The sequence below is a fragment of the Streptomyces ruber genome (assembly GCF_014648075.1).
In the GTDB taxonomy this organism is placed as follows: Bacteria; Actinomycetota; Actinomycetes; order Streptomycetales; family Streptomycetaceae; genus Streptomyces; species Streptomyces ruber.
In genome coordinates this window covers 51,649-77,145 of the sequence record NZ_BMQK01000009.1, presented here as the reverse complement: position 1 = coordinate 77,145, position 25,497 = coordinate 51,649, and the positions used below count along the sequence as shown (strand labels likewise).

25 protein-coding genes are annotated in these 25,497 nt (G+C 73.4%); 9 read left to right on the top strand and 16 right to left on the bottom strand.

The window, feature by feature from the left end; translation table 11 throughout:
- Positions 1 to 2: 2 nt before the first annotated feature.
- From IEZ04_RS20095 to IEZ04_RS20080, 4 genes are all read right to left on the bottom strand, one after another.
- Complete coding sequence (locus IEZ04_RS20095) at positions 3 to 1,031, bottom strand: 6-phosphofructokinase (protein ID WP_189218301.1); 1,029 nt, start codon at positions 1,029 to 1,031, stop codon at positions 3 to 5.
- A gap of 174 nt (positions 1,032 to 1,205) precedes the next feature.
- Complete coding sequence (locus IEZ04_RS20090; RefSeq protein ID WP_189218470.1) at positions 1,206 to 1,853, bottom strand: response regulator; 648 nt, start codon at positions 1,851 to 1,853, stop codon at positions 1,206 to 1,208.
- Positions 1,854 to 1,989: 136 nt separating this feature from the next.
- Positions 1,990 to 3,237 (bottom strand): MacS family sensor histidine kinase, encoded by a 1,248-nt coding sequence (gene macS, locus IEZ04_RS20085; RefSeq protein WP_373296339.1) that lies wholly within the window; start codon positions 3,235 to 3,237, stop codon positions 1,990 to 1,992.
- Between the two features lie 30 nt (positions 3,238 to 3,267).
- Entirely contained in the window at positions 3,268 to 4,056 is a 789-nt protein-coding gene (locus IEZ04_RS20080; RefSeq protein WP_189218469.1) for a lysophospholipid acyltransferase family protein, read from the bottom strand.
- Positions 4,057 to 4,278: 222 nt separating this feature from the next.
- Between IEZ04_RS20080 and IEZ04_RS20075 the strand changes: the two genes are divergently transcribed.
- Both IEZ04_RS20075 and IEZ04_RS20070 read left to right on the top strand, forming a co-directional pair.
- Entirely contained in the window at positions 4,279 to 5,097 is an 819-nt protein-coding gene (locus IEZ04_RS20075) for an alpha/beta hydrolase (RefSeq protein ID WP_189218299.1), read from the top strand.
- Positions 5,090 to 5,899: a hypothetical protein gene (locus tag IEZ04_RS20070; protein WP_189218298.1), complete on the top strand. Its 810-nt coding sequence runs from the start codon at positions 5,090 to 5,092 to the stop codon at positions 5,897 to 5,899. Before IEZ04_RS20075 ends, IEZ04_RS20070 begins: the two co-directional genes overlap by 8 nt.
- 1 nt (position 5,900) lies before the next feature.
- Here IEZ04_RS20070 and IEZ04_RS20065 read toward each other — a convergent pair whose 3' ends face one another.
- The 6 genes from IEZ04_RS20065 to IEZ04_RS20040 form a co-directional block, all read right to left on the bottom strand.
- A complete protein-coding gene (locus IEZ04_RS20065) occupies positions 5,901 to 6,656 on the bottom strand; it encodes an endonuclease/exonuclease/phosphatase family protein (protein WP_189218297.1) in 756 nt (251 codons plus the stop codon).
- A 72-nt stretch (positions 6,657 to 6,728) separates the two neighbouring features.
- Positions 6,729 to 7,682 (bottom strand): ROK family glucokinase, encoded by a 954-nt coding sequence (locus IEZ04_RS20060; RefSeq protein ID WP_189218296.1) that lies wholly within the window; start codon positions 7,680 to 7,682, stop codon positions 6,729 to 6,731.
- 55 nt (positions 7,683 to 7,737) lie between these two features.
- Positions 7,738 to 8,223, bottom strand: a complete 486-nt coding sequence (locus tag IEZ04_RS20055; RefSeq protein WP_189218295.1) for a DUF5304 domain-containing protein — start codon at positions 8,221 to 8,223, stop codon at positions 7,738 to 7,740.
- 132 nt (positions 8,224 to 8,355) lie between these two features.
- Positions 8,356 to 9,549: an ArsA family ATPase gene (locus IEZ04_RS20050; protein ID WP_189218294.1), complete on the bottom strand. Its 1,194-nt coding sequence runs from the start codon at positions 9,547 to 9,549 to the stop codon at positions 8,356 to 8,358.
- Between the two features lie 240 nt (positions 9,550 to 9,789).
- Positions 9,790 to 10,245 (bottom strand): SRPBCC family protein, encoded by a 456-nt coding sequence (locus tag IEZ04_RS20045; protein ID WP_189218293.1) that lies wholly within the window; start codon positions 10,243 to 10,245, stop codon positions 9,790 to 9,792.
- Positions 10,246 to 10,448: 203 nt separating this feature from the next.
- Positions 10,449 to 11,246, bottom strand: a complete 798-nt coding sequence (locus IEZ04_RS20040; protein WP_189218292.1) for a metallophosphoesterase family protein — start codon at positions 11,244 to 11,246, stop codon at positions 10,449 to 10,451.
- Between the two features lie 294 nt (positions 11,247 to 11,540).
- Here IEZ04_RS20040 and IEZ04_RS20035 point away from each other — a divergent pair, with 294 nt between their 5' ends.
- Entirely contained in the window at positions 11,541 to 13,337 is a 1,797-nt protein-coding gene (locus IEZ04_RS20035) for an AMP-dependent synthetase/ligase (RefSeq protein WP_189218291.1), read from the top strand.
- A gap of 16 nt (positions 13,338 to 13,353) precedes the next feature.
- On the opposite strand, the gene IEZ04_RS20030 is transcribed toward IEZ04_RS20035, so the two are convergent.
- Positions 13,354 to 14,496 (bottom strand): glycosyltransferase family 4 protein, encoded by a 1,143-nt coding sequence (locus tag IEZ04_RS20030; protein ID WP_189218290.1) that lies wholly within the window; start codon positions 14,494 to 14,496, stop codon positions 13,354 to 13,356.
- A gap of 119 nt (positions 14,497 to 14,615) precedes the next feature.
- Between IEZ04_RS20030 and IEZ04_RS20025 the strand changes: the two genes are divergently transcribed.
- Complete coding sequence (locus IEZ04_RS20025) at positions 14,616 to 15,848, top strand: glycosyltransferase 87 family protein (protein WP_229821138.1); 1,233 nt, start codon at positions 14,616 to 14,618, stop codon at positions 15,846 to 15,848.
- Between the two features lie 33 nt (positions 15,849 to 15,881).
- Here the strand turns inward: IEZ04_RS20025 and IEZ04_RS20020 are convergent, their stop codons facing one another.
- The 5 genes from IEZ04_RS20020 to IEZ04_RS20000 all read right to left on the bottom strand — a co-directional run bounded on the left by IEZ04_RS20020 (position 15,882) and on the right by IEZ04_RS20000 (position 21,440).
- Positions 15,882 to 17,102: a hypothetical protein gene (locus tag IEZ04_RS20020; protein ID WP_189218288.1), complete on the bottom strand. Its 1,221-nt coding sequence runs from the start codon at positions 17,100 to 17,102 to the stop codon at positions 15,882 to 15,884.
- A gap of 50 nt (positions 17,103 to 17,152) precedes the next feature.
- Entirely contained in the window at positions 17,153 to 18,187 is a 1,035-nt protein-coding gene (locus IEZ04_RS20015) for a C40 family peptidase (protein WP_229821137.1), read from the bottom strand.
- 266 nt (positions 18,188 to 18,453) lie between these two features.
- Positions 18,454 to 19,506 carry a C40 family peptidase gene (locus IEZ04_RS20010; RefSeq protein WP_189218287.1) on the bottom strand — a complete coding sequence of 351 codons (1,053 nt, stop codon included), beginning with the start codon at positions 19,504 to 19,506 and terminating at the stop codon, positions 18,454 to 18,456.
- Between the two features lie 308 nt (positions 19,507 to 19,814).
- On the bottom strand, positions 19,815 to 21,164 hold the full coding sequence (locus tag IEZ04_RS20005; protein ID WP_189218286.1) for an NYN domain-containing protein: 1,350 nt from the start codon (positions 21,162 to 21,164) through the stop codon (positions 19,815 to 19,817).
- Positions 21,165 to 21,200: 36 nt separating this feature from the next.
- Entirely contained in the window at positions 21,201 to 21,440 is a 240-nt protein-coding gene (locus IEZ04_RS20000) for a hypothetical protein (RefSeq protein ID WP_189218285.1), read from the bottom strand.
- Positions 21,441 to 21,595: 155 nt separating this feature from the next.
- On the opposite strand from IEZ04_RS20000, the gene IEZ04_RS19995 reads away from it, so the two are divergent.
- From IEZ04_RS19995 to IEZ04_RS19975, 5 genes are all read left to right on the top strand, one after another.
- Positions 21,596 to 22,390 carry a rhomboid family intramembrane serine protease gene (locus IEZ04_RS19995; protein ID WP_189218284.1) on the top strand — a complete coding sequence of 265 codons (795 nt, stop codon included), beginning with the start codon at positions 21,596 to 21,598 and terminating at the stop codon, positions 22,388 to 22,390.
- 40 nt (positions 22,391 to 22,430) lie between these two features.
- Positions 22,431 to 22,712, top strand: a complete 282-nt coding sequence (locus tag IEZ04_RS19990; protein WP_189218283.1) for an Lrp/AsnC family transcriptional regulator — start codon at positions 22,431 to 22,433, stop codon at positions 22,710 to 22,712.
- A gap of 315 nt (positions 22,713 to 23,027) precedes the next feature.
- Positions 23,028 to 23,384, top strand: a complete 357-nt coding sequence (locus tag IEZ04_RS19985) for a small secreted hydrophilic protein (RefSeq protein WP_229821136.1) — start codon at positions 23,028 to 23,030, stop codon at positions 23,382 to 23,384.
- On the top strand, positions 23,323 to 24,810 hold the full coding sequence (locus IEZ04_RS19980; RefSeq protein ID WP_373296336.1) for a sensor histidine kinase: 1,488 nt from the start codon (positions 23,323 to 23,325) through the stop codon (positions 24,808 to 24,810). The genes IEZ04_RS19985 and IEZ04_RS19980 overlap by 62 nt, the downstream gene beginning before the upstream one ends.
- Positions 24,807 to 25,469 carry a response regulator transcription factor gene (locus IEZ04_RS19975; protein ID WP_189218281.1) on the top strand — a complete coding sequence of 221 codons (663 nt, stop codon included), beginning with the start codon at positions 24,807 to 24,809 and terminating at the stop codon, positions 25,467 to 25,469. Before IEZ04_RS19980 ends, IEZ04_RS19975 begins: the two co-directional genes overlap by 4 nt.
- Positions 25,470 to 25,497: the final 28 nt, after the last annotated feature.

The window sequence follows — 25,497 nt, the reverse complement described above, 5'->3', positions numbered from 1 at the left end:
CCTCAGCCGAAGAAGACCCCGACCTCCTCGTACAGCTTCGGGTCGACCGTCTTCAGCTTCGCCGTGGCCTCCCGGATGGGGACGCGGACGATGTCCGTGCCGCGCAGGGCGACCATCTTGCCGAAGTCGCCGTCGTGGACGGCGTCGATCGCGTGCAGCCCGAAGCGCGTGGCGAGCCAGCGGTCGAAGGCGCTCGGGGTGCCGCCGCGCTGGACGTGGCCGAGGACGGTCGTCCGCGCCTCCTTGCCCGTGCGCTTCTCGATCTGCTTGGCCAGCCACTCGCCGACGCCGGACAGCCGGACGTGCCCGAAGGAGTCGAGGGACTCGTCCTTCAGCACCATGTCGCCGTCCCTGGGCACGGCCCCCTCGGCCACGACGACGATCGGCGCGTAGGAGGCCCGGAAGCGCGAGGTCACCCAGGCGCACACCTGGTCGACGTCGAAGCGCTGCTCGGGAATGAGGATGACGTTGGCGCCGCCGGCGAGGCCCGAGTGGAGGGCGATCCAGCCGGCGTGGCGGCCCATCACCTCGACGACGAGGACACGCATGTGGGACTCGGCCGTGGTGTGCAGCCGGTCGATCGCCTCCGTCGCGATGCCGACCGCCGTGTCGAAGCCGAACGTGTAGTCCGTGGCCGAGAGGTCGTTGTCGATGGTCTTGGGGACGCCGACGACGGGCACGCCGTACTCGTCGGTCAGCTCGGCGGCCACACCGAGCGTGTCCTCGCCGCCGATCGCGATGAGCGCCTCGACCTCCTGTTTGGCGAGGTTCTCCTTGATGCGGCGGATGCCGTCGTCCCGCTTGAGGGGGTTGGTGCGCGAGGAGCCGAGGATGGTGCCGCCGCGCGGCAGGATCCCGCGCACGGCGGGGATGTCGAGCCGCACGCTGTCGTTCTCGAGAGGACCGCGCCAGCCGTCCCGGAAGCCGACGAAGTCGTAGCCGTAACTCTGCACGCCCTTGCGGACGATGCCCCGGATGACGGCGTTGAGCCCGGGGCAGTCGCCGCCTCCGGTCAGTACTCCGACCCGCATGGTTTGTCCCTTCGCCATACGCGTGCCTGACGCGCGTCGCGGACGCACGGCACCTGACACCCGTCACGCTAATAGTGATCCAGGTCACCCGGGCATGGCGCGGAAGGTCAAACCGGAGGCAATACGGGCGAGTTGATCAAATGGACACCACCCTATGGGGTGAAACGCCCCGGTTTACGCCTCGTCGAGCCCTCTCTCTATGGCGTAGCGCACCAGCTCGACGCGGTTGTGCAGCTGGAGCTTGCCCAAGGTGTTCTGCACGTGGTTCTGCACCGTGCGGTGGGAGATCACCAGCCGCTCCGCGATCTGCTTGTAGCTCAGACCCTTGGCGACCAGGCGGAGCACCTCGGTCTCGCGGTCGGTGAGCCGGGGCGCGTCGGGCCCACCGCCCCCCGGGGCCGGGGCCGGTTCGGAGGCCAGGCGCCGGTACTCGCCGAGGACCAGGCCCGCGAGGCCCGGCGTGAAGACGGGGTCACCGGCGGCCGTCCGGCGCACCGCGTCGATCAGCTCCTCCGTCGAGGCCGACTTCAGCAGGTAACCGGTGGCCCCGGACTTCACCGCCTCCAGCACGTCCGCGTGCTCACCGCTGGCCGACAGGACGAGGACGCGCGGGCCCGGGTCCGCGCCCACCAGTTCCTTGCAGACCTGCACACCGGGCTTCACGGGCAGGTTCAGGTCCAGGACGAGGACGTCCGGCGCGGCGGCCCGGGCGCGGCGCACCGCCTGCTCGCCGTCGCCGGCGGTGGCGACCACCTCGAAGCCCGACTCGGCCAGGTCGCGGGCGACGGCGTCGCGCCACATCGGGTGGTCGTCGACCACCATGACCCGGATGTGGCCCGGGCGGCCGCCGCCCTGCCCGGCGTCCCGCCCGTCGCCCTGCCCCTCGTACGCCTCCTCGGCGCCGCCCGTCATCGCCGTACCGCCTTCGCCCCGGACCGTGCCACGCCCGTCCTTTCCGTCACGTCCGTTCCGCCTTCCCCCGTGTGCCGTCGGTGCCCTCGCGGGCCTTCGGTACCTTCAGTTCGACTTCCGTGCCCTGTCCCGGGATCGAGATCACCTCGGCCGTGCCGCCGACGTCCCGCAGCCGCCCCCGGATGGAGAGGGCGACACCGAGCCGCCCCTCGCCCTCGGCCTGCGCGAGCCGCCCCTCCGGGATGCCGGGGCCGTCGTCGCGCACGGTCACGATCACCTCGTCCGGCTCGTCCTCGACCAGGATCCACGCGCGCGCGTCCGCACCCGCGTGCCGGCCGACGTTGTCCAGGGCGGCCCCGACCGCGGCGGCCAGCTCACGCGCGGCGTGCGGGGCGAGCGGCACCGGGGCACCCGGCTCGGAGAGGGTGACCGTGGCACCGGCGTACCGGGTGAGCAGCGTCCGCAGGTCCACCGGGTCCCCGGCCCGCGCGCCGTCCTCGTCCGGCGCGTCGACCAGCCGGACCACCGCGCCCTCGGCCGCGTCCTCCGACGTACGGGACACGGGGACGAGCCCGCCCATGACCAGGCTGCGCAGCGCCACCTCCTGCTCGCCCGCCAGCCGGCCCAGCTCCGCCGCCTCACCGCCGAGCGCGGTCCCGCGGCGCTGCACCATGGCGAGTACCTGGAGCACGCTGTCGTGGATGTCGCGGGCCAACCGCTCCCGTTCCCTCGTCGCGGCCTCGATCTCCAGGGCGCGGGCGAGGGTGCGCTCGGAGGCGCGGGCGACCTCGACGACGTAGCCGATGCCGATGGAGGCGATGCAGACCAGCAGCACGTTGTGCACGGTGTCGCGGGTCACGTCGCCGCGCTCGGCCAGGTTGGCGACGGCGACCAGCGTGGAGGCGAAGGCGGCCCAGCGCCAGCCGCCCTTGATCGCGTACGCCAGCACGGCGCCCGCGGTCCAGATCGACGGCAGCGTGGGGCCGCCGGCCTCTATCCGGGACACGTCGTCGGCGACACGGGTGAGCAGGATGCCGGTGAGCGCGACGGTGAGGTCGGCGGCGAGGAACCGTCTGGTGCAGTTGGCGGCGTTCGCCACCTTGGGCAGGGTCGCCAGCGTCCACACGCACAGGACGGCGAAGTAGGCGATGGCCACCCAGGGGCGCACGAACCTGTCGTACGCGCTGACGAACAGGCCCGTCGCGTACACCAGGGTGAGGATGCGATAGCCGGTCAGCGCACGCCACAGCGGCTGCTCGACCGACATCCTCATGACTGTCTCGCGCTTGGGCACAAGGCTCACCCCCACCCCTCACGGACGCGTCTACGGACCGGAGCGTTCCTTCTCCGGCTCCGTCTCCCGCTTCTCGTGCGCCTTGTCTTCCCTGTCCGCCTTGCCTGCTTCCTTCTGTGCTTCCTTCTGGGCCTGCTTCTCCGCCTTCGCCGCCTCCGCGATCTGCCGCTTGGCGGCCGTCGCGTACATGTCGACGTACTCCTGGCCGGAGAGCTTCATGATCTCGTACATGACCTCGTCGGTCACCGCGCGCAGGATGAAGCGGTCCTGTTCCATGCCCTGGTAGCGGCGGAAGTCGAGGGGCTTGCCGATCCGGATGCCCGGGCGCATCAGCTTCGGGACGACCTTCCCGGGCGGCTGGATCTTCTCGGTGTCGATCATGGCGACCGGGATCACGGGGGCGCCGGTGGCGAGCGTCACGCGCGCGAGGCCGCCGGGCTTGCCCCGGTACAGCCGGCCGTCGGGCGAGCGCGTGCCCTCCGGGTAGATGCCGAACAGCTCACCGCGCTCCAGGACCTCGATGCCGCTCTTGATCGCCGCCTCGCCCGCGCCCCGCGTACCGGAGCGGTCCACCGGGAGCTGGCCGACCCCCTTGAAGAAGGCGGCGGTCATCCGGCCCTTGATGCCCGGCGTCGTGAAGTACTCGGCCTTCGCGATGAACGTCACCTTGCGGTCGAGGACCGCGGGCAGGAAGAACGAGTCGGAGAACGACAGGTGATTGCTCGCGAGGATCGCGGGGCCCTCGGCGGGGATGTTCTCCAGGCCTTCCACCCAGGGCCTGAAGGCGAGCCTCAACGGCCCCCCGATGCCCACCTTCATCGCGCCGTACAACAACCGAGTGCCTCCTGTGTCTGTCGATCAGACCTTAACCCGGAGCGCCGACACGGGGCTCCACGGGCCGATGCGCGGACCGCGTGGTACGGGTGCGGCGCGGTCGCCGAAGGCCGTCCCGAGTGGGCGAAACCCCTGGTCGGTGTCAGTGCGGTCGCGTACGGTGAAGTACGCCTCGAAAGCCCCACCTCACCGAACAGGAGACCGAACGTGCCGGTCCTTCCTGGAGCCGAGCCGTACCGCCACGAGGGCGGGGAGACCGGCGTCCTGCTCTGTCACGGCTTCACCGGTTCCCCCCAGCCGCTGCGCCCCTGGGCCGAACACCACGCCGAGCGCGGTCTGACCGTCTCGCTGCCGCTGCTGCCCGGGCACGGCACGCGCTGGGAGGACATGCAGCTCACGGGCTGGCAGGACTGGTACGCGGAGGTGGACCGCGAGCTGCGCTCCCTGCGCGAGCGCTGCGCGCGCGTGTTCGTCTGCGGGCTGTCCATGGGCGGCGCCCTGGCCCTGCGGCTGGCCGCGAAGCACGGGGACGGCGTCAGCGGGGTCGTCGTCGTCAATCCCGCGAACAAGGTGCACGGCCTGGCCGCGCACGCCCTTCCCGTGCTCCGTCACCTCGTCCCCACGACGAAGGGGATCACGAGCGACATCAGGAAGGAGGGCGGCGTCGAGGTCGGTTACGACCGGGTGCCGTCGCACGCGGCGCACTCGCTGCGCGCCTTCCTCCGGCTGGTCGACAAGGAGCTCCCGCAGGTCACCCAGCCGTTGCTGCTGCTGCACAGCACGCGGGACCACGTGGTGCCGCCCGTCGACTCGGCGCGCGTCCTGGGCCGGGTGTCGTCCAGGGACGTCCGGGAGGTGCTGCTGGAACAGAGCTACCACGTGGCGACGTTGGACAACGACGCGGACCTGATCTTCGAGGAGAGCCACGCGTTCATCGGCCGGCTCAGTGCCTCCCCCGGCGGCGCCGGCGAGGAGGCGACCGCGGCGCCGGCGAAACAGCAGGAAGGGACGGCCACTGGTGGCTGAGCACGACTCCGAGCGCGAGCCTGAGGAGAAGGCGGCGCCCGCCTCCTCTCCCGGTGACTCCGCTGGTACTCCGCCCGCCGGTACGCCCGCCGGCAGACCGCCGTCCGGGGACGGGGACAGAGACGGGAACGACGGGAACGACGGGAACGACGACAGGAACAGGAACAGGAACAGGAACAGGGACAGGGACAGGGACAGGGGCGGCGACGGGCAGAACGTGCCGTTCGACGAGGACGCCGCGTGGCGGGCCATCGTCGCCGGGTACGGGGAGGAGCCGCCGGACCCGCCCGGGACGAAGCCGTTCAAGTCCGTGGAGGACCTGGCCCTGCTCGAGGCGGGGTCCCCCGACGACGCCGCCCCCTCCGGCAACGCCGACGCCACCGACACCGGCGCCACCTCCGACGACGAGCAGGGCGGGCCGGCCACGACACGCCCCCTGGGCAGCTCCGTCGCCTTCGCCCCCGGCGTCGGGCCGCGCGACTACCGGCTGGCCGAGCCCGACGGGGACGGTCAGGGCACGAAGAGCGGGAAGGGCGGGGACGCCGAGGACGACGAGGGCCACTTCGTGCCGCCCGAGCCGCCGCCGCTGCCCGCCGCCGACACGACGGCCAGGTTCGCCTGGCTCGGAGTGATGGGCGGACCCCTCCTGCTGCTGCTCGCCGTGCTCCTGGGCTGGCACATGACCTGGTGGCTGGCCACGCTCGGCATCGGCGGCTTCCTCGGCGGCTTCGCCACGCTGGTGGTGCGTATGAAGGACGACGACGAGGAGAACGACGACCCGGGGCGCGGCGCGGTCGTCTGACTCAGGAGGCGGGCACCCTGAGCGCGGCCAGCACCGGCAGATGGTCGGTGGCCGCCCTCAGGTCCGCCTCCGTCACCCCGGGGTGGCCCACGGGCACCCCGCAGCCCAGGACCTCGATGCCCCGGGTGGCGAAGATCGCGTCGATCCGCTTCACGGGGTCCGTCGCCGTCGAGGTGTGCTCCCCGCCCCACGGAGCGGCCGCCCGGCAGTCCTGGAGCCCGGCGGCGAGGCGTCCGAAGCTCCGGCCGTCCGGGGTGTCGTTGATGTCGCCGCCCGCGACCGCGTGCTCCACGCCCATGCCGGCGAGCCGGTCGAGGAGCAGACCGGCCTGCTCGTACCGCTCGTCCTTCTGCAGGCTCAGATGCGTGCCGAGCACGCCGAGCCGGGCCCGGCCGAACCGTACGACCGCCGTGGCGAAGCCGCGCCGGTGCAGGCCGGGGGTGAGGGGCAGCAGCACGTCCTCCGTGCGTTCGACCGTCGCCCGCAGCGAGCACAGGAGGGCCGGTCCCGCGGCGGTGGCGCCGCCCGAGAGGACGACCAGTCCGGAGGCCGCCGCGAGCCGCGCCAGTTTCTTGCGCCAGCGGAAGAACCGGGGGGCCTCCGCGATCAGCACCAGGTCGGGGGCGCAGGCCGTGATCACCCGGGCCAGCGCGGCGGTGTCGTCCTGCATCGAGCGGATGTTGTAGCTCAGCACCCGTACGACGGCGGAGCCGTCCGCCTCGGTCCGGGAGCCGGGAAGCACCGTGGTGGTCGCCATGACGATCAAGATACGCCCGCGCCCGCCGTCCCCGGGACGGGGGCGGCGGGCGCGTACGAGGAGCCGTCGCTCTCACATGATCGGGTCGGGTTCCCTGGCCAGGTCCGCCGCGCCCACCAGTCCCGCCTCGTTGCCGAGCTGGGCGGCGATCACGTCGGCCACCGGGCGGAGGTGGCTGCCCACCAGCCAGCGCTTGTACGACTTGCGGATCGGGTCGAGGACCAGCTCGCCCTCGTCCGACAGGCCGCCGCCGACGATGAACGCGGACGGGTCGAACAGCGACGCCAGGTCGGCGAGGCCCGCACCGGCCCAGCGGGCCAGCTCGCGGTAGGAGTCGACGGCCACCGGGTCGCCCTGGCGCGCGGCCATGGAGATGTGCTTGCCCTCGATGCCCTCGGGGGAGCCGTCGCCCAGCGAGAGCAGTACCTCGGCGCGCTCCGGCGTGGCGTTCGCGCGCTGCTTGGCGTACCGCACGAGGGCGCGGCCGGAGGCGTACTGCTCCCAGCAGCCCTGCGAGCCGCAGCCGCACAGCAGACCGTCGGGCACCATCCGGATGTGGCCGAACTCGGCGGCCACGCCGAAGTGGCCGCGGCGCAGCTTGTTGCCGATGATGATGCCGCCGCCGAGGCCGGTGCCGAGCGTGATGCAGATGACGTTGCGGTGGCCCTTGCCCGCGCCGAACTTGTACTCGCCCCACGCGGCCGCGTTCGCGTCGTTCTCCACCACGACCGGCAGGCCGACGCGCGCCTCGACCTTCTCCTTGAGCGGCTCCTGCCGCCAGTCGATGTTGGGCGCGAAGTAGACCGTCGAGCGCTGCCGGTTCACGTAGCCGGCGGCGCCGATGCCGACACCGACGATCTCGTGGCCGGCCCGCGCGCCGTCGACGGCGGAGGCGATGGCGTCCACGATGCCCTCGGGGGTGCCCGGGGTCGGCACCTTGTGGGTCGAGAGGATGTTGCCTTCCTCGTCGACCACGCCGGCCGCGATCTTCGTGCCGCCGATGTCGACGCCGATGGTGAGTCCCATGAATCCCTCAGTTTCGGTCGAGCCCCGCTACGGCCAACCGTACCCGAGGGAACCGTCAGTCCACGTCGATGCGCTCACCGTGGCCGGGACCCTCACCCTCGTCCCGGCGGCCGGTGCCCCGGCCGGTCCAGCGCCGCTCCTGGGCCTGGACCGCCGAACGGTAGGCGGCGAGCAGTTCGGAGCCGGCCGCGGCCAGGTGGTCGAAGACCTGGGGGTTGCGCTCGATCACGGGTTCCACCGCGGCCTTCGCCTGGCGCACCACCTGGTTCACCATCTGCTGCGCCGTGCCCGAGGCGGCGGCGCCGAGCAGCGGCGACTGCAGCCCGGACAGCTTGTCGGCGACGGCGTCGACCAGTTTGCGCAGTTCCTCGGCGGCCGATCCCGGGGGCGGCCCGTACCGCTCGCGGCGCCGGGCCTTCTCCGCCGCGAGGTCCTCCTCGCAGGCCGTCGCCCAGGCGTCCGGATCGGCCGTGCGGGCGGCTCGCACCTCGTCGGCCGCCTTCTCGTGAGCGGCGTCGGACGGGGGGCGCTCTTCGCTCATGGCGGACTCCTGTGACTGGGATGCGTGCTTTCGACGGTACCCGAACGGCAGCGCCCGGTTCACCCCGCGCGCCCGTGGCGCGCGGTCGCCCGGCGTCTTCCGGACCCGTCCCTCCCCGGGGCGGGCGGCGGTTCAGCGGCCCTTCGGCCACAGCTCGGGGTCGGGTGCGAACCGGATGCGCAGCTCCCCCTCGCGCAGGGCCGCGCCCCGCACCGTGCACCGGCGCAGGGCCGAGGGCAGCGGGACGATGCGGCGGGTCCCCCCGGCGGTGACGACGATCTCGTCGCCGCGCCGGATCAGGTCGAGTTCCTCGCGTACCGCGCCGGGCAGCGGGATGTGCCAGACCAGGACGCCCTCGTCGGCGAGGGCGTCGGTGACGGGCCACGCGACCGGGGCGGGCGCGGGGACGGCGCCGGGCACCCCGAGCGCCGTGAGGTCGTCGCCGCCACGGGGGTCGCGACCGAGGTGGGCGACCTCGTGCACCGGCGGCGGCGCCGCCCGCCCGCTTCCGTACGTGTCCCGCCACTCCTCCAGGACCTTGCGCTGCTGGGCGACGGGCCCGGCGAGCCAGGTGTCGGGCGTGGCGGGCGGCAGCACACGGTTGGCGACCAGCGCGTCCGGACGCAGTCCGCGCAGGGCGAGGCCGGTCCGGGCGGCACGCACCTGGTCGGCACCGCCCGGGCCGGGCTCGGCGACCAGCCGTACGGTCGTGGCGGGTTCCTCCAGGACGGCCTGTACGGCGGCCAGTTCGGCGTCCCAGCGGGCGGCCGTCTCGTACAGCCACTCGGCGGGCATGGGGACGCCCGCGAGGCGGCCGAGCACGGGGCGCAGGGCGCGGGCGGCCTGCCGTTCCGGGGGCAGCAGCCGGCGCAGGTAGCGGCGCAGCTCCTCGGGGAGGGCGAGCAGGTCGAGGGCGTGCGGGGCCGGGGGCAGGTCGACGACGAGCAGGTCGTGGCGCCCGGCGAGGACGGTGTCGCGCAGGGCGCGCAGCAGGGCGAGCTCCCCGGCGCCGGGCAGGGGCGTGACCTCCTCGGCGTCGAGCCGGGAGGCGCCGAGCAGGTCGAGGACGGTGGCCGCCCGTTCCTGGAGGGCGACCAGGTCCTCCCGGAAGCCGTGCGCCGCGTCGGGGCGCCACGCGGTGAGCCCGGGCGCCGCCTCGACGGGCCGGTCCCCGGTGGGGACGCCGAGCGCGGCGCCGAGGCTGTCGGCGCGGTCGGCGCTGAGCACGAGGGTGCGGGTGCCGTCGCGGGCGGCGTCCAGCGCGGTGGCCGCCGCGACGGTCGTACGGCCGCTGCCGCCGGGACCGGTGATCAGGATGGAGCGCATGGGGGTGAACGCTACCCGCGCACCGCGGGCGGGGAGATCACCGTCCGGTGCGGGGGGATCACGGACCGGTGCGCGGGACCGTGCCGACGTGCGGCTCCGGCCGCTCGGGCGCGGCCGGCACCCGTGCGGGTGCGGCTCCCGCCGCTCGGGCGCGGCCGGCACCCGTACGACAGGATCCGCCGCGGCGCCCCGCGGACGGCGCGCCGGTCGCCACGGGGCCCGCCCCGGTCCGTCGGCCCGTTACTGCGCCCCGGCTCCGGCCGCCGCCTCGACCCTCTTCTTCAGGCCGGCCAGCGCGCGGTCGATGATGACCTTCTCCGCCTTGCGCTTGATCAGGCCGATCATGGGCATCTTGACGTCGACCGTGAGCCGGTAGGTGACCTCGGTGGCGTCGGGACCGGCCGGCCGGAGGAGGTACGAGCCGTCGAGCTGGCGCAGCATCTGGGACTTCACCAGGGTCCAGGAGACCTCGTGGGCGCCGGTCCAGGTGTAGGCGAGGACCTGGTCGTCCTTGATCGCGCCCGCGTCCATGACGAGGCGGACCTGCTCGGCGCGGCCCTGGTCGTCGGTCGCGAGGACCTCGGCGTCCTTCACCTCGCCGGTCCAGTCCGGGTAGCGGGCGAAGTCGGCGATCACGCCCATGACGTCGGCCGGTGCCGCCTCGATCGTGATGCTCGAACTGGTGTGTTCCGCCATCGCCGTGGCTCCTCCAGATGCGGTCCGGATCGAAGGTCGCCCCCGGCCGGCGGGGCCTGGCCCGGGGAGGGGGATCGTACGCACGTGTGTGCAGCGTGAAGGCTACCGCGCGCCCGCCGGAGCGTCGGCACCCGACCTGGGGTTCGTCCGGTTCACGGGGGTCGCCAGACACCCTCCTCCCGCTGCCGCCCCGCCCGCCCCTCTCACCACTCCAGCGCGTACGGCTTCCCGCTCGCCGCGAAGTGCCCGACGTTGACGCACTCGGTCGCCCCGATCCGCATCCGCCGTGCCAGCGGCTGGTGGACGTGACCGAAGAGGGAGTAGCGGGGCCGGGTGCGGCGGATGGCCTCCAGCAGGGCGCGGCTGCCGCGCTCGAAGCGCCGGGCGACCGTGTCGTACACAAGTTCCGGCACCTCGGGAGGGATGTGCGTGCAGAGCACGTCGACCTCGCCGACCGCCTCTATCTTCGCCGCGTACTCCTCGTCGCTGATCTCGAACGGGGTCCGCATCGGGGTGCGCAGGCCGCCGCCGACGAAGCCGAAGGTCCGGCCGCCGATCTCGACGCGCTGCCCGTCCAGGACGGTGGTGCCGGGACCGGCGTACTCGGGCCACAGGGCCGGCATGTCGACGTTGCCGTAGGTGGCGTACGTCGGGGTCGGGAAGGCCGCGAACAGTTCCGCGTACTGTCTGCGGACCGCCTTCTCGACGACCTCGGCCCGGTCGTCCTCGATGCCCGCCCACAGCCGGGCCCCGAAGTCGCAGGCCTCCTCGAAGCGGCGGGCGGTGCGCAGCTCCACGATCCGGTCGGCGTTCTCGACCCCGAAGAGATCGGGGAAGATGCCGCGCGAGTGGTCGGCGTAGTCGAGGAAGAGCATCAGGTCACCGAGGCAGACCAGGGCGTCGGCGCCCTCGCCCGCCCGGGCCAGGTCCGCCGCGTTGCCGTGCACGTCGCTGACCACGTGGACGCGCGTCCTGCGATGACCGCCGTTCGTGGGTGCCATGCCGATCAAGATAGGACGCATGGTGCGGATGTGAACAGAGGCGCCGGACCTGCGATTACTGGCCAGTCGTGAAGGCCGTGGACTACTGTGCGGCGGGGCACTCCCCACATGTGATGGAGAGAACATCTCGCCGAGACCCCCTGTCGCGGGGTCATACCGGCGGGTAACGTCCGGGCAGTCCGGTCCGTGCTCGGAATGTCCACAGAGGGTCCCGGAGCACCTGCCCGAGCCTTGGACCGCACCGTCGCAGCAACACAGAGTCGTGGCGCCGGCGCCCGAAGAGGAGCAGCAGTCTTGCGCGAGTTCAGCCTTCCGGCTTTGTACGAGGTCCCGACGGACGGCAACCTCACCGACATCGTCCGCAGAAACGCCGCGCAGCACCCGGACGTCGCCGTCGTCGCGCGCAGGACGGACGCCGGCTGGCAGGACGTCAGCGCCACCGCGTTCCTCGCCGAGGTGCGGGCCGCCGCCAAGGGCCTGATCGCCGCGGGCGTCGGGCCCGGTGACCGGGTCGGCCTGATGTCGCGCACCCGCTACGAGTGGACCCTGCTCGACTTCGCGATCTGGACCGCGGGCGGCGTGACGGTGCCGGTGTACGAGACGAGTTCGCCGGAGCAGGTGGAGTGGATCCTCGGCGACTCCGGCGCCACCGCCTGCGTGGTGGAGCTGCCGGCCCACGCGGAGGCCGTCGAGTCGGTGCGGGAGAGCCTGCCCGCCCTCAAGCACGTGTGGCAGTTCGAGGCCGGCGCGGTGGAGGAGCTCGGCCGGCTCGGCCAGGACGTCACCGACGCCACGGTCGACGAGCGCAGCTCGCTGGCGAAGGCCGACGACCCGGCGACCATCGTCTACACCTCCGGCACGACCGGCCGCCCCAAGGGCTGTGTGCTCACCCACCGCAGCTTCTTCGCCGAGTGCGGCAACATCGTGGAACGGCTGCGCCCGCTGTTCCGTACGGGAGAGTGCTCGGTCCTGCTCTTCCTGCCGCTCGCACACGTCTTCGGACGGCTGGTGCAGATCGCGCCGATGATGGCCCCGATCAAGCTGGGCTGCCTCCCGGACATCAAGAACCTCACCGACGAACTGGCCGCGTTCCGGCCCACGTTGATCCTCGGCGTGCCGCGGGTCTTCGAGAAGGTCTACAACGGGGCGCGCGCGAAGGCGCAGGCGGACGGCAAGGGGAAGATCTTCGATCTCGCGGCGGACACGGCGATCGCGTACAGCCGCGCGCTGGACACCCCCTCGGGTCCGTCCCTCGGCCTCAAGGTCAGGCGCTTCGTCTTCGACAAGCTCGTCTACGGCAAGCTGCGGGCCGTCCTCGGCGGCCGCGGCGAGTACGCCGTCTCCGGTGGCGCCCCGCTGGGCGAGCGCCTCGGCCACTTCTTCCGGGGCATCGGCTTCAAGGTCCTGGAGGGCTACGGCCTGACCGAGTCGTGCGCCGCCACCGCCTTCAACCCCTGGGACCGGATGAAGATCGGCACGGTGGGCCAGCCGCTGCCCGGCTCGGTGATCCGCATCGCGGACGACGGGGAGGTGCTGCTGCACGGCGAGCACCTGTTCAAGGAGTACTGGAACAACCCGGCCGCGACCGAGGAGGCGCTGAAGGACGGCTGGTTCCACACCGGTGACCTCGGCACCCTCGACGAGGACGGCTACCTCAGCATCACGGGCCGCAAGAAGGAGATCATCGTCACCGCGGGCGGCAAGAACGTCGCGCCCGCCGTGATCGAGGACCGTATCCGCGCCCACGCACTGGTCGCGGAGTGCATGGTGGTGGGCGACGGACGGCCGTTCGTGGGCGCGCTGGTCACCATCGACGAGGACTTCCTGGCCCGCTGGTGCGCCGAGCGGGGCAAGCCGGCCGGCTCCACCGCGGCGACGCTGTGCGAGGACCCGGACCTGCTGGCCGCGATCCAGTCGGCGGTCGACGACGGTAACGCCGCGGTGTCCAAGGCCGAGTCGGTGCGCAAGTTCCGCATCCTGACCTCCCAGTTCACCGAGGACTCGGGCCACCTCACGCCGTCGCTGAAGCTCAAGCGGAACGTGGTGGCGCGGGACTTCGCGGACGAGGTGGAGGCCCTGTACCGCAAGTGAGCGGTGCGGGCGGCTCTCAGAGCAGCTCTTCCAGCCGCTCCGCGAGCAGGTCCCAGCGCCACTTCTCCTCGACCCACTCGCGCCCCCGCTCCCCCATGCGGCGGCGCAGCTCGGGGTCGTCGAGGAGGGCGAGCACGCGCTCGGCGGTCTCCTCCTCGGAGCCGCCGCGCACCACCCAGCCGGTCTCGCCGTCCAGCACCGCGTCCGGCGCGCCGCCCGAGTCGCCCGCCACCACGGGCAGACCCGTCGCCGACGCCTCCAGGTACACGATGCCGAGGCCCTCGACGTCGAGGCCGCCCCGGCGGGTCCGGCAGGGCATGGCGAAGACGTCACCGGCGCCGTAGTGGGCGGGCAGCTCCGACCAGGGCACGGAGCCCGTGAACCGCACCGAGTCGGCGACCCCGGTCTCCCGCGCGAGCCTGCGCAGGTCGTCCTCGTACGGGCCGCCGCCCACGACGAGCAGCACCGTCTCCGGCTGCCGGGCGAGGATGCGCGGCATGGCCCGGATCAGCGTGTCCTGCCCCTTGCGCCGCACCAGCCGGGAGACGCAGACGACCACCGGACGGTCGGTGAGCCCGAGGCGGGCGCGGACCTCGTCGCCGCCCGAGCCGGGGTGGAAGGTCTTCTCGTCGACGCCGGGCGGGAGCTGGACCATGCGCGCGGCCGCGTCCGGGGTGAGCGCCGTGGCGATGCGGGAGCGCGTGTACTCGCCCAGGTAGGTGATCGTGTCGGTGGACTCCCCGATCCGGCCCAGCAGTTGCCGCGCGGCGGGCAGCTGCGCCCAGCCGGCCTCGTGCCCGTGGGTCGTGGCCACCAGCCGCTCCGCCCCGGCCCGGCGCAGCGCCGGTGCCATCAGGCCGAGCGGGGCCGCCGCCCCGAACCACACCGAGGTGCAGCCGTGTTCACGCAGCAGCGACACCGCGCGCCGGGTGGCCGCCGGGGTCGGCAGCAGCATGGTCGTCCGGTCGCGCACGACGGTGAAGGGCTGCTCGGCGTCGAAGGCGGCCGTCGCCTCCACGCCCTCCCGGCTCCGCTTCCAGGTGGAGGCGTACACGACGACCCGCTCGGGGTCCAGGCGCAGCGCCATGTTGTGCAGGAACGCCTGGATGCCACCGGGCCGGGGCGGGAAGTCGTTGGTCACGATCAGGGTCTTGTGCATCGCCGCCGACCTTAGCCGACCCGCAGCTCCCGGCCACGTCCGGCCGCGCTGCCAGCCCGCGCACAGCCGGGCGGGGGATAATGCCGTTCCACCCGCGACACCGAGGAACAGGGGCACACGTGGACACTGCGGGCATACGGCGCTCACCGGCCCTGCTGCTGGTGACGTGGGGCGCGACCAGACTGCTCCTGCTGCTCTTCGTCTTCAGGGTGCTCCTCTTCCCCGGCCCGGACGTCACCACCGACGTGCGGTCCATCTACCAGGGCTGGTACGAGGTCCTGAGCGCCGGCACGTACCCGCTGGACGACGTGACCTGGCAGTACCCGCCCGTCGCCGCGCTCCCGATCCTCTCCCCCGGACTGCTGCCGTTCCTGGACTACGCGGAGGCTTTCTTCGTCCTGGCCTGCCTCGCCGACCTGGCGGTCCTCGCGCTGCTGCTGCACGCGGGCCGGGGGCCGGGCCGGACCTGGCGCGGCGCCTGGGTGTGGGTGGTGGGCGTACCCCTGATCGGGCCCACCGTGTACGCCCGGTACGACGTGATGGTGACGGCGGTGGCGGTCGCGGCGCTCGTCGCCGGGGTGCGCCGCCCGCGTGTGATGGGCGCGCTGGTGGCGTTCGGCGCGCTGCTCAAGGTGTGGCCCGCGCTGCTCCTGCTGGGCGCCGCCCGGCTGCGGGCGTGGGTCTCGGCCGTGGTGACCGCCGTGGTGCTGGCGGCGCTGTGCGCGCTGGCGATGCCCGGCGCCTTCGCCTTCCTGACGTTCCAGCAGGACCGCGGGACGGAGGTGGAGTCCCTCGGCGCGCTGGTGTTCCACGTGGCCCGCTTCTTCGGCTGGGAGGGCCGGGTGGCCTACAACTACGGCTCGATGGAGTTCCTCGGCCCGTACGTCGACGTCGTGAGCCAGGCGGCCCTGCTGCTGAGCGCGCTCGGATTCGGCTGGCTGCTGCTGTGGCGGCTGCGGGCGCGGCACCTGACGGCGCACACGGTCGCGGAGGCGGCGTTCGTGGCGGTCCTGGTGTTCACGGTCACGAGCCGGGTGATCAGCCCGCAGTACATGGTGTGGCTGGTCGGGCTCGCCGCGGTGTGCCTGTGCTTCTCGGACAGCCGGATGACGCGGCCCGCGTGGCTCGTGGTGGCCGCGAGCCTGGTGACGGTGCTGGAGTTCCCCATCTGGTTCACGTGGGTGGTCACCAGCGACTGGCGGGGCGTCGCGCTGCTCTTCCTGCGCAACGGCCTCCTCGTCGCCGCCACGCTGCTCGCCGCGCGGGAGCTGTGGCGGGGCACGGTCGCCGTCCCGTCCCCGGCGCGCGTCCCCGGTCAGGCCACGCGCGCGAGGGAACCGCTCTCGTCCTGACCGCCCCGGCCGGCGCCGCTGTGCAGCGCCGGCTCAGCCCAGCTGCCGCCGCAGGTACTCCCGCCACTCCCCGGTGAACCGTTCCCGCGTCGTGCCGAGCACGTCCCGCAGCGCGGTCTCCACGGCTCCCGCCCGTTCCCCGTGGCCGCCCACGGCCCGGTAGAACTCGTTCAGACGGGCGTCGCCCCACCGTTCGGCGATCATCCGGCAGGCCAGCCAGCTGCCCTCGTAGGCCACCGCGAGCCCGGCCGCGTCCCCGCCGAAGGCGAAGTCCGCGTCGTCCGGCAGCCCGGCCGGCACCCGGCCCGCCCGCACCTCCCGCCGCAGTTCCGGCGCGATCCGGTCCGCGCCGCGTCCGGTGGACCGGTAGGCGGCCCAGTCGGCGTACCCCTCGGAGAGCCACAGCGGGGTGGCCGCGGTCGTGCGGGCGCGGGTGGCGACGTGGGTCGTCTCGTGGGTGAGGACCACCTGCCCGCCGAAGTCGCCGAGCAGGTCGTACGCGTCGGGGTTGACGATGACCCGGTCCGCGGGCGCCCTCGCGCGGCCGCCCGTCTCCCCCGTCGTCACCGCCGCGATGCCCCGGTACGAGGAGGCGGGCGCGCCGAGCAGTCCCGCCATCTCCTCCAGCGTCTCGGGCACCAGGACGACGACGCGGCCCGTCCAGTCGTCGCCCCAGGCGTCGCTCACCGCGGGCACGGCGCGGTCCGCGGCGTCGGCGTACGCGCGCAGCGCCGCCTCGGAGTGGCCGACCCCCAGCACGAGGCTGTACCGCCCGTCGACGGCCCGCACGGAGCCCTGCTCCCACAGCTGCTCGGCGGCGTCGTGGGCGGGCTCGTCGGAGGCGACGTACCAGGTGCCGTCGTCGTGGCTCAGGGTCAGGGCGCGGGCGGCGGTGACGGGCTCCCGGTCGTAGCCCCGGATCCGGTACCGCAGCTCCGCCTCGGCCGTCGCGCGGTCCCCCGAGCGCCGGAACCCGGTCAGCCGGTACGACCAGGATGCGAGCGGCAGTTGCCGCAGGTGTGCGAACTCGGCCATTCCGGTGGCGCGTTGGTCGGCGCCGGCGTCGGCCGCCGGCGCCTCCGTGGAGCGGTACGCCGTCTCGTCCCGTTCCAGGACCGCCTCGGAGCGCCGGTCGAGCACCCGCTGCACCTCGGTGCGGGCCGGGTCGGACGGCGCCGGGTCCCCGCCGCAGCCCACCACGAGCGCGCACACCAGGGCCGGCACCGCTCTTGTCACGCGCCTTCGCCCGGTCACGTCCCGATCGTACGGTGACCGCGCCCCGTTGTCGCAGGCCCGGGTGGTCCTCAGACCCGGGTGACACCCGCGATCGGCATCATGCCGACCGGGTCGGAGCGGACCGGGGCGCCCGGGTACGGCGCGTGGATCACCTGGCCGCCGCCCACGTACATCCCGACGTGGCTGGCGTCCGACCGGTAGATCACCAGGTCGCCGGGGAGCGCCTCGGACAGCGGCACCTGCCGGCCCGCGTGCTGCTGGGCCTGCGAGGTGCGCGGCAGCCCGATGCCGGCCCGGGCGTACGACCACTGCATCAGGCCCGAGCAGTCGAAGCCGTGGGGTCCGCTGGCGCCCCACATGTACGGCTTGCCGAGGGCGGAGCGGACGGCGGCGACGGCGGCGCCCGCGCGGCCGTTCGGGGCGACGGCGGCGGCGTCGCCGGCCGGGGGACCGGGCACCTCGTCGCGGCCGGCGCGGGAGGCCCGCGAGGCCCGGTCGTAGGCGGCGCGGTCGGCCTCGGTGAGGGAGTTGAGGAGCCGGCGGGCCTGCGCGAGCTTGCGCTCGACGCTGCGCTTGTGCCGGGCGACGGTACGGCGGCTGCGCTCCAGCTCCGCCAGCTTGCCGGTGGCCTCCTCGCGCTCCTGGGACAGGGTCCGCAGGGCCCGCTGCAGTTCGTCGAGCTCGTCCGCCTGGTGGGCGCTGATGCGGTCCAGGGTGGCGGCCTTGTCGAGGTAGTCGTCCGGGTCCTCGGAGAGCAGCAGGGCGAGGGAGGGGTCGAGCCCGCCGGAGCGGTACTGGGCGCCCGCGAGGAAGCCGATCGCCTCCCGCATGGTGTTGACGTGCTCCTGCTGGCGGGCGATCCGGTCCTGCGCGTCGCCGACCTGCCGACGCAGGGTGTCGGCGCGCTCGTCGGCCTTGTTGTACGCCTCGGTGGCCCGCTCGGCCTCCTCGTGGAGGCGCTCCACCTCGGCGCGGGTGTGGTCGGAGGGGGCGGCGGCGGCCGGGACGGCGGCGCCGAGGGCCGCGGCGGCGGACAGCGCGCAGAGGGCTGCGCTGATGCCCCGGTCGAACCCGGACGGGGCAAGGCGGCGGTGGGACCCCACGGGTAGCCGCACTCCCTTCGCTGTCGGACACGGACCGCTCCCCGACACCGTGAGGCAACCCTGTGTCGGGGAATCGCGCCAGACAGTAGCCGTACGTCTCGCGACGGCCAAAGACCCGGGTGGGTACGGAGCGTGACGCCCCGCCGGGGATCCAAGTGATCAGCGGGGCGTGGGGTCAGCTCGCGGCACCGGATTTCGCCCGTTCGGGCGGGTCGGTGCGGCGGCCGTGCGGGTCCCCCGCCGGGGGACCCGCCGCGTGCCGGACGTCAGATGCGGACGCCGAACTGGAAGGGCATGTTGTTGATCGACTCGTAGCGGACGACCGTGCCGGTGCGCGGGGCGTGCAGCACCTGGCCGTTGCCCGCGTAGAAGCCGACGTGGTGCAGGTCGCCGTAGAAGATGACCAGGTCGCCGACCTTGAGGTCGCTCTGCGAGTAGATGCGCGTGCCCGCGTTGGCCTGGGCCTGCGAGGTGCGCGGGATGGTCATCCCGGCCTGGGCGTAGGCCCAGGAGGTGAGACCGGAGCAGTCGAAGGAGCTGGGGCCGGAGGCGCCGTACACGTACGGCGAGCCGATCACGCTCTGCGCGGCCGCGTAGGCCGAGGAGGCGCGGCCGGAGGCGGGCGCGACGCTGCCGCCACTGCCGGTGCTGGTGTCGAGGGCGGCGCGCTCGCTGGCGCGGGTGGCCCGGGTCTCCTCCTCCTCGAGCGCCGCCTTCTCGGCCGCCGTCAGGGAGTTGAGGAGCTTCTGGGCCTCCGCGAGCTTGGCCTTGACCTCGTTCTTCTTCTTGCCCAGGGCCTCGCGGGTGTCGGCGAGGTCGTCGAGCTTGGCGGTGGCCTCCTCGCGCTGCTGGGCGAGCGCGCGCTGCTTGTCCTGGATCTTCTGCAGCTGGTCGACCTGCTGGGCGCTGAGCTGGTCGAGGGTGGACGCCTTGTCGAGGTAGTCGTCCGGGTCCGCGGAGAGGAACAGCTGCAGGGAGGAGTCGATGCCGCCGGAGCGGTACTGGGCGCTGGCCGCGAGACCGATGCCCTCGCGCAGCTGGTTGAGCTCGTCCTGGCCGCGGGCGACGTTGTCCTGGAGGGTGGAGATCTCCTTCTCGAGCTTCTCCTGCTTCTCCTTGGCGCCGTTGTACTTCTCGGTGGCCTGCTCGGCCTCCTCGTACAGCTTGTCGACCTTGGACTTGACCTCGTCCTTGCTCGGCTTCTCGCTCGGAGCGGCGTTGGCGGTCTGGGAACCCAGGGCCACGGCGGCGGCCGCGGCGGTGGTCAGCACGGTCACTCGTGCGCGGCTCGGCTGCTTGGGTCGACGATGGGACGCCACGGAGGCGAGCTCCTCTTCCTCCAGCCGCCTACCGGCACGCCGGCGGGCGGTGCCCCTCCGCCGTCACTCCCGATGAGTGATCACCCGAGCGGAGGTTCGACGCCAGACCCTAGTGACCTTCTTGTGATCAGTTCAAATCCTGTCGTGAAAAAAGTATGTGATGCTCGACATTCTTTACCCGGCAACTCACCGCTGGTGACGCCTCATTGACGTTGTGTCGCACGGGACGGGGGTCAATTCCGGCAATGTGTACGTACGTTGCCGTTGCGACCTAGGCCGCCCATGGGGGCGTACGAGACAGAAAGGTCTCAGCCTCGCGTGAAGCGCTTGAGGAGCACCGCCGACGCCACCGGACGGGCGCCCGCCCGGGCCACTCCGTCGGCCACCTCGCGGTCGGTGGAGGCGACGATGACCGGCCGTCCGGGCGGCTCGGCGCGCACCAGCTGGCGGATCAGCTCGTCCGCGGTGACACCGGGCTTGGAGAACAGCACCCGCACCCCGCGCGGCGGCGCGAGCAGCACCGGGGCGGCCAGCTCGGCGCCGTCGAAGACACAGGTCACCTCGGCACCCGTCTGCGCGGCGAGCTGCGAGAGCTGGCCGAGCAGCCTGAGGCGCTGCTTCTCCAGCGGCATCTGCGGATAGCCGGTCTTGGTGACGTTGTAGCCGTCGACGACGAGGTGCGCCTGCGGCAGCGCGAGCAGCTGGTCCAGGATCGCCGGGTCGTGCTCGGACAGCGCGCGGGCGGCGATGTCCTTCGGCGTCATCCGGCCCGGCTCGACCGCGTCCACGGTCTCGGCGGGCCGTACGGACACCGGCGGCAGCGCGAGCTCCCGCCGCAGCCCCTGCGCCGCGTCCAGCACGGTGTCCAGGAGCAGGCGTACGCGCATGTCCTCGACGCTGCGGCCCTCGCGGGCGGCCCGGCGGGCGGCCTCCAGGGCGGCCTCGGTCTCACCGAGACGCGCCTTGAGCCGACGGGTCTCGCTCTCGGCCGCGGACACCTGCGTCTGGCCCTCGGCGCGCACGGTCTCGATCTCGCTCTGCACCTTGCGCATCGCGGCCTCGCCGCGCTTGACGTCACTGAGGGCGGCGCGCAGCTTGCGGTGAAGCGATTCGGCTTCCTTCCTCACCGCCTCCAGCTCCGCGCGCAGCCGGTCGGTCTCGGTCCTGGCCTGCAGGCGGGCCCGGTCGAGCTCCTCGCGCAGCCGCTCCACCTCGGCGCGGCTCTCCTCGTCGGCGCGCTCGGCGTCCGCCCGCTGCGCCTCCTCGCCGGCGGCGGTGACCAGCTTGACCCAGCCGACGGGGCGCAGCACATAGGCCGCGGCCGCCACGTCCAGCGGATCCGCGGCCGGGGGCGGCGAGCCGGCGTCGAGGGCGCCGGCGAGCTCCGGCTGGGTGTCTCTGAGCCGCTCCCCGATGCGCTGCCTGAACAGCGCGTCGGTCTCCACGGCGACCGCCATGGCGTTCCCGGCGAACTTCGTCCGGCGATTCGGCGCGAACCGTGCGTACTGCCGCAGTTGCGCGGGCAGTTCCGCGACGGTCAGCCCGCCGAAACCGTCGGACACGATCTGCACGACGCGCTTGCGCACGCCCTCGGGCAGCGGACGGTCGAGCACCTCAGCGGCGCCGTCGCCCGGCTCCCCGCCTGCGCTCTGAACCATCCGTCGTCCCCAATACCTGTGCGAGACCCGCTCCCTTCAGGAGCCGGCACCCGGCCTGTCCACGAGTTCCACCTGATCCACGCCGTTGCACCAGCGGCAGCGCACCGACTCGATGGTCTCACTGACCACCTCGCGCTCCTCGACGTTCGGCTCTCCGGCGAGGTCGAGGTGCACGTACTCGACGACCTTCGAGGAGCGGGTCACGTCGAAGCGGGTCAGGTTGCCACAGAGGGTGCAGCGCCAGCGGGTCGTCGCGGTCGGCAGGGGAACCGTCATCGTGGCTGCTCTTCCTTCTTCCGGTCTGCGTGACGCACCGGCTTCCCTGGTGCGTGTGGCTCGTAACCCTACGGCCTGGGGGACACCCGACGCCCGTCCGTCCACAGCGGCGAGGCGGTCTGCGCGGTTCGGTCCCGTTACGTCATGATCTGTTCATGATCGGCAAGTGGAGCGCGGCGCGCGGCCGGGCGGGACGGGAACGGCCGGCGCAGTCGGCACAGTCGGCACCGGTGACGTACGGCCTGATCGTGGCGTGCTCGCTGGTCTTCGTGGCCGGCCCGGCGTCCGGTCTGAACCCCTCGTACGGCACCGGCGACGGGCTGCTCGCCGCGCAGCGGTCGTACTTCCGGCGCTGGGGGGTCGTGCCCGCGGAGCTGCTCACCGGGGACCCGGGCGCGCTGCTCACCCCCGTGACCGCGCTCTTCGTCCACGGCACCTGGCTGCACCTCCTCGGCAACATGCTGTTCCTGTACGTGTTCGGGGCGATGGCCGAGGAGCGGATGGGACGCCTCCAGTTCATCCTCTTCTACGTGGGCTGCGGCTGTCTCGCCCTGGTGGGGTTCGCCGCCGCCAACGCCGGCTCGTCGCAGACGCTGGTCGGCGCGTCGGGGGCGATCTCCGCGGTCCTCGGCGCGTTCCTGTACCTCTTCCCCGGAGCGCGGGTCACGAGCCTGTTCCCGTTCCTTTTCTTCCTGCCGCTGCGCTTTCCGGCCTGGGTGACGCTGCCGTTCTGGGTGGCCCTGCAGTGGGTGGCGGCGGGCCGGGAGGCGCGCGGGCCGGGGGTCGCGTACCTCGCGCACGTCGTGGGGTTCGGGCTGGGGTTCGCCTATGCGTGGGTGCGGTACGGGCGGGAGCCGGCCGTGCCCGCCGGCCCGGGCGGGGAACCGGCGGACGGGCCCCCGGCCGACGGGCCTCCGGCCGGGCGGCCCCGTCCCGGCGAAGCTGAGTAAGGTGAAAAAACCAGCGCCGTCCCCAGGGAGAGAACCAGCCGTGATCACCGCGATCGTGCTCATCAAGACCAGCGTCGACCGGATCCCCGAGATCGCCGAGTCGATCGCCGCGCTGGACTCCGTCAGCGAGGTGTTCTCGGTCACCGGCACGTACGACCTGATCGCCATGGTGCGGGTACGGGCCCACGACGACCTCGCCGAGATCATCCCCGGCCGGATCAGCAAGATCCCGGGCGTCGAGGCGACGGACACGCACGTCGCGTTCCGCACGTACTCCCAGCACGACCTGGAGGCCGCGTTCGCCATCGGCCTGGACAGCTGAGGGGGACGGGGCGGCCGCCGTCGGCGTGACGGCGCGCACCGCCGCGCGACGCGGTGCGGGGCAGCGGGGGCCGAGCTCCCTGACCGCCCGGCCCCGCGGGACCACGGCCCGGCCCGGCCCGGGCGGCGGCTGACGCCGGGCGGCCCACGGCGTCCTCCTGAGGCGCCCGCAGCGCGATGCGGTCCGGGGCGGTCCGGCGCCCGCACCGGCCTCGGCTCCGGCACCCGCGTCGCCCTGCGCCCGCGGTACGCCGGATGAAGAGTTCTTCATCTCCGGCTCATCCTGGGCGGCAGCCCGTCCGCGCAGGGTGGTTCCATGGCCTTCTCGCGCAGAATGGCGGCCCTGGCCGCCGTCGTGGTGATCCCGTTGGGTATCGCCGCGACCAGCTTCGCCCTCACCGACAGTCCCCAGTCACCGAAGATCCCGCCCCAGGTGGAGCTGGAGAGCGGCTCCCCCACGGCGACGCACCCCACCGGCCGGCCCACCCCGCCGCCGAGCGACGAGGTCGTGTCGCCGCCCGCCGTGACCGACAGCCCCGCCACAGACGACGATGACGACGACCGCGGCCAGGACGCGGGGGACGACGGACCCGGTGACGACGACGGACACGATGACGCACGCGACGACGGACACGACGGCCGGTCCGACGACGGCCCCGGCGGCGACGGCTGACGGCGGGCGCCGGCGGATCTCCGCCCGGGTCCGCATCCTGCTGTGGCTGCTGCTGGTGATGGCGGTCGCCCTCGCCTCCGTGGCCACCACCACCCGTTCGATACTGCTCCGGGAGACCGAGAACCGGATCAGCGGTCTGCTCGCCCAGGAGACCGGCGAGTTCAGCGCCTTCCAGAAGCAGGGCGTCGACCCGGGGACCGGCCGCGGGTTCACCGACCCGACCCGGCTGCTGGACGTCTTCCTGCAACGCCAGTACGCCGATCCGGACGAGGAGCTGCTCGGACTGGTGGGCCGGGCGGACGGCGCCCCCGCGCAGCGCATCCAGCCGCGCGACATCCCCGTCGCCGTGCCCCTGCACCGGGACGAGGACGCCCGGCGCCGCATCTTCGACTCGCCCGACCGAACCGGCACCCTGGACCGGCCGTCGGGCGGCGACGTCCGCTGGGCCAAGGTCCCCATCGCCCGGCCGGGCGGCGAGGCGGAGGCCGCGTTCGTCGTCGCCTTCCACCCGGGGCGCGAACAGCAGCGCGTGAACGACGTGTTCCGCGTGCTGCTCGCCATCTCCGGGGTGGCCCTGCTGGTGACCACCGGCATCGGCTGGGTGGTCGCCGGGCGGATCCTGCTGCCCGTACGGCTGGTGCGCACCGCCGCCGCCGAGATCACCGAGCAGGACCTCACCCGCCGTATCCCGGTGCGCGGCCGGGACGACGTGGCCGCGCTCGCCGAGACGTTCAACGCGATGCTCGACCGGCTGGAGCGGGCCTTCGCCGCCCAGCGCGAGTTCGTGGACGACGCGGGCCACGAACTGCGCACGCCGATCACCATCGTCCGCGGCCACCTGGAGGTCATGGGCGACGATCCGGCCGAGCGTGAGGAGACCGTCCGGCTGGTCACCGACGAGCTGGACCGGATGAGCCGCATCGTGGAGGACCTGCTGCTGCTCGCCAAGGCCGAACGCCCCGACTTCGTCACCCCCGAACCCGTCCAGCTCGCCGAACTCACCGCCGACGTCTACGTCAAGGCCCGCACCCTGGGCGAGCGCGACTGGCAGCTCGCCGGAACGGCCGACCTCGAGGTCCGGCTGGACCCGCAGCGCATCACCCAGGCGATGGTCCAGCTCGCGCAGAACGCCGTGCAGCACACCACGCCCGGGCAGACCATCCGCATCGGTTCCCGCGCCGACGGCACCCGCGTCGAGCTGTACGTCGCCGACTCCGGACCCGGGGTCCAGCCGCAGGACGCCGAGGTCATCTTCGAACGGTTCCGGCGCGGCACCGCCCGGCGCGGCGCCCGCGGCTCGGGCGCCGGGCTCGGACTGTCCATCGTCCGGGCGATCGCCGAGGCCCACGGCGGGCGGGTCCGCCTGCACGACACCGAGGGCGGCGGCGCCACCTTCGTACTCACCCTGGAAGAGGCACGCCCGTGAACCGCATCCTCATCGTGGAGGACGAGGACCGCATCGCGTCCTTCGTCGAGAAGGGCCTGCGCGCCAACGGCTTCACCACCACCGTGGTCGGTGACGGCGACGCGGCCTACGAGTACGCCGTCACCGGCGGCTTCGACCTGGTCCTGCTGGACATCGGGCTGCCCGGCCGCGACGGCTTCACCGTGCTGCGCGCGCTGCGCGAGGCGCGGGTGACGGTGCCCGTGATCGTGCTGACCGCGCGGGACTCCGTACGGGACACGGTGGCCGGCCTGGAGGGCGGCGCCGACGACTGGATGACCAAGCCGTTCCGCTTCGAGGAGCTGCTCGCCCGGGTGCGGCTGAGACTGCGTACGGCGGCCCGGGCGCCCGAGGTGACGGTGCTGCGGACCGGCGAGCTCAGCCTGGACCTGCGCACCCGCCGGGCCCGGGCGGGGACCCGGACGGTCGACCTGACCGCCCGTGAGTTCGTGCTCCTGGAGCTGTTCCTGCGGCATCCGGGGCAGGTCCTGTCCCGGGAGCAGATCCTGTCGCACGTGTGGGGGTACGACTTCGACCCCGGCTCCAACATCGTCGACGTGTACGTGCGCGCGCTGCGGAAGAAGCTGGGGCCGGAGCGGGTGGAGACGGTGCGCGGGATGGGGTACCGGCTGCCGGGGTGACCCGCTGCGGAGCTCGCGTGAAGTTTCC

Excerpts from the sequence above, each read along its gene's own strand:
- IEZ04_RS20045 (WP_189218293.1), bottom strand. The coding sequence starts at position 10,245 with ATGGCGGAACACACCAGTTCGAGCATCACGATCGAGGCGGCACCGGCC.
- IEZ04_RS20005 (WP_189218286.1), bottom strand. The coding sequence starts at position 21,164 with ATGGTTCAGAGCGCAGGCGGGGAGCCGGGCGACGGCGCCGCTGAGGTG.
- IEZ04_RS20080 (WP_189218469.1), bottom strand. The coding sequence starts at position 4,056 with ATGAAGGTGGGCATCGGGGGGCCGTTGAGGCTCGCCTTCAGGCCCTGG.
- IEZ04_RS19980 (WP_373296336.1), top strand. The coding sequence starts at position 23,323 with ATGACGCACGCGACGACGGACACGACGGCCGGTCCGACGACGGCCCCG.
- IEZ04_RS20055 (WP_189218295.1), bottom strand. The coding sequence starts at position 8,223 with ATGAGCGAAGAGCGCCCCCCGTCCGACGCCGCTCACGAGAAGGCGGCC.
- IEZ04_RS19985 (WP_229821136.1), top strand. The coding sequence starts at position 23,028 with ATGGCCTTCTCGCGCAGAATGGCGGCCCTGGCCGCCGTCGTGGTGATC.
- IEZ04_RS20000 (WP_189218285.1), bottom strand. The coding sequence starts at position 21,440 with ATGACGGTTCCCCTGCCGACCGCGACGACCCGCTGGCGCTGCACCCTC.
- IEZ04_RS20095 (WP_189218301.1), bottom strand. The coding sequence starts at position 1,031 with ATGCGGGTCGGAGTACTGACCGGAGGCGGCGACTGCCCCGGGCTCAAC.
- IEZ04_RS20030 (WP_189218290.1), bottom strand. The coding sequence starts at position 14,496 with ATGCACAAGACCCTGATCGTGACCAACGACTTCCCGCCCCGGCCCGGT.
- IEZ04_RS20060 (WP_189218296.1), bottom strand. The coding sequence starts at position 7,682 with ATGGGACTCACCATCGGCGTCGACATCGGCGGCACGAAGATCGCGGCC.
- IEZ04_RS20050 (WP_189218294.1), bottom strand. The coding sequence starts at position 9,549 with ATGCGCTCCATCCTGATCACCGGTCCCGGCGGCAGCGGCCGTACGACC.
- IEZ04_RS20065 (WP_189218297.1), bottom strand. The coding sequence starts at position 6,656 with ATGGCGACCACCACGGTGCTTCCCGGCTCCCGGACCGAGGCGGACGGC.
- IEZ04_RS20040 (WP_189218292.1), bottom strand. The coding sequence starts at position 11,246 with ATGGCACCCACGAACGGCGGTCATCGCAGGACGCGCGTCCACGTGGTC.
- IEZ04_RS20090 (WP_189218470.1), bottom strand. The coding sequence starts at position 1,853 with ATGGTGGTCGACGACCACCCGATGTGGCGCGACGCCGTCGCCCGCGAC.
- IEZ04_RS19995 (WP_189218284.1), top strand. The coding sequence starts at position 21,596 with ATGATCGGCAAGTGGAGCGCGGCGCGCGGCCGGGCGGGACGGGAACGG.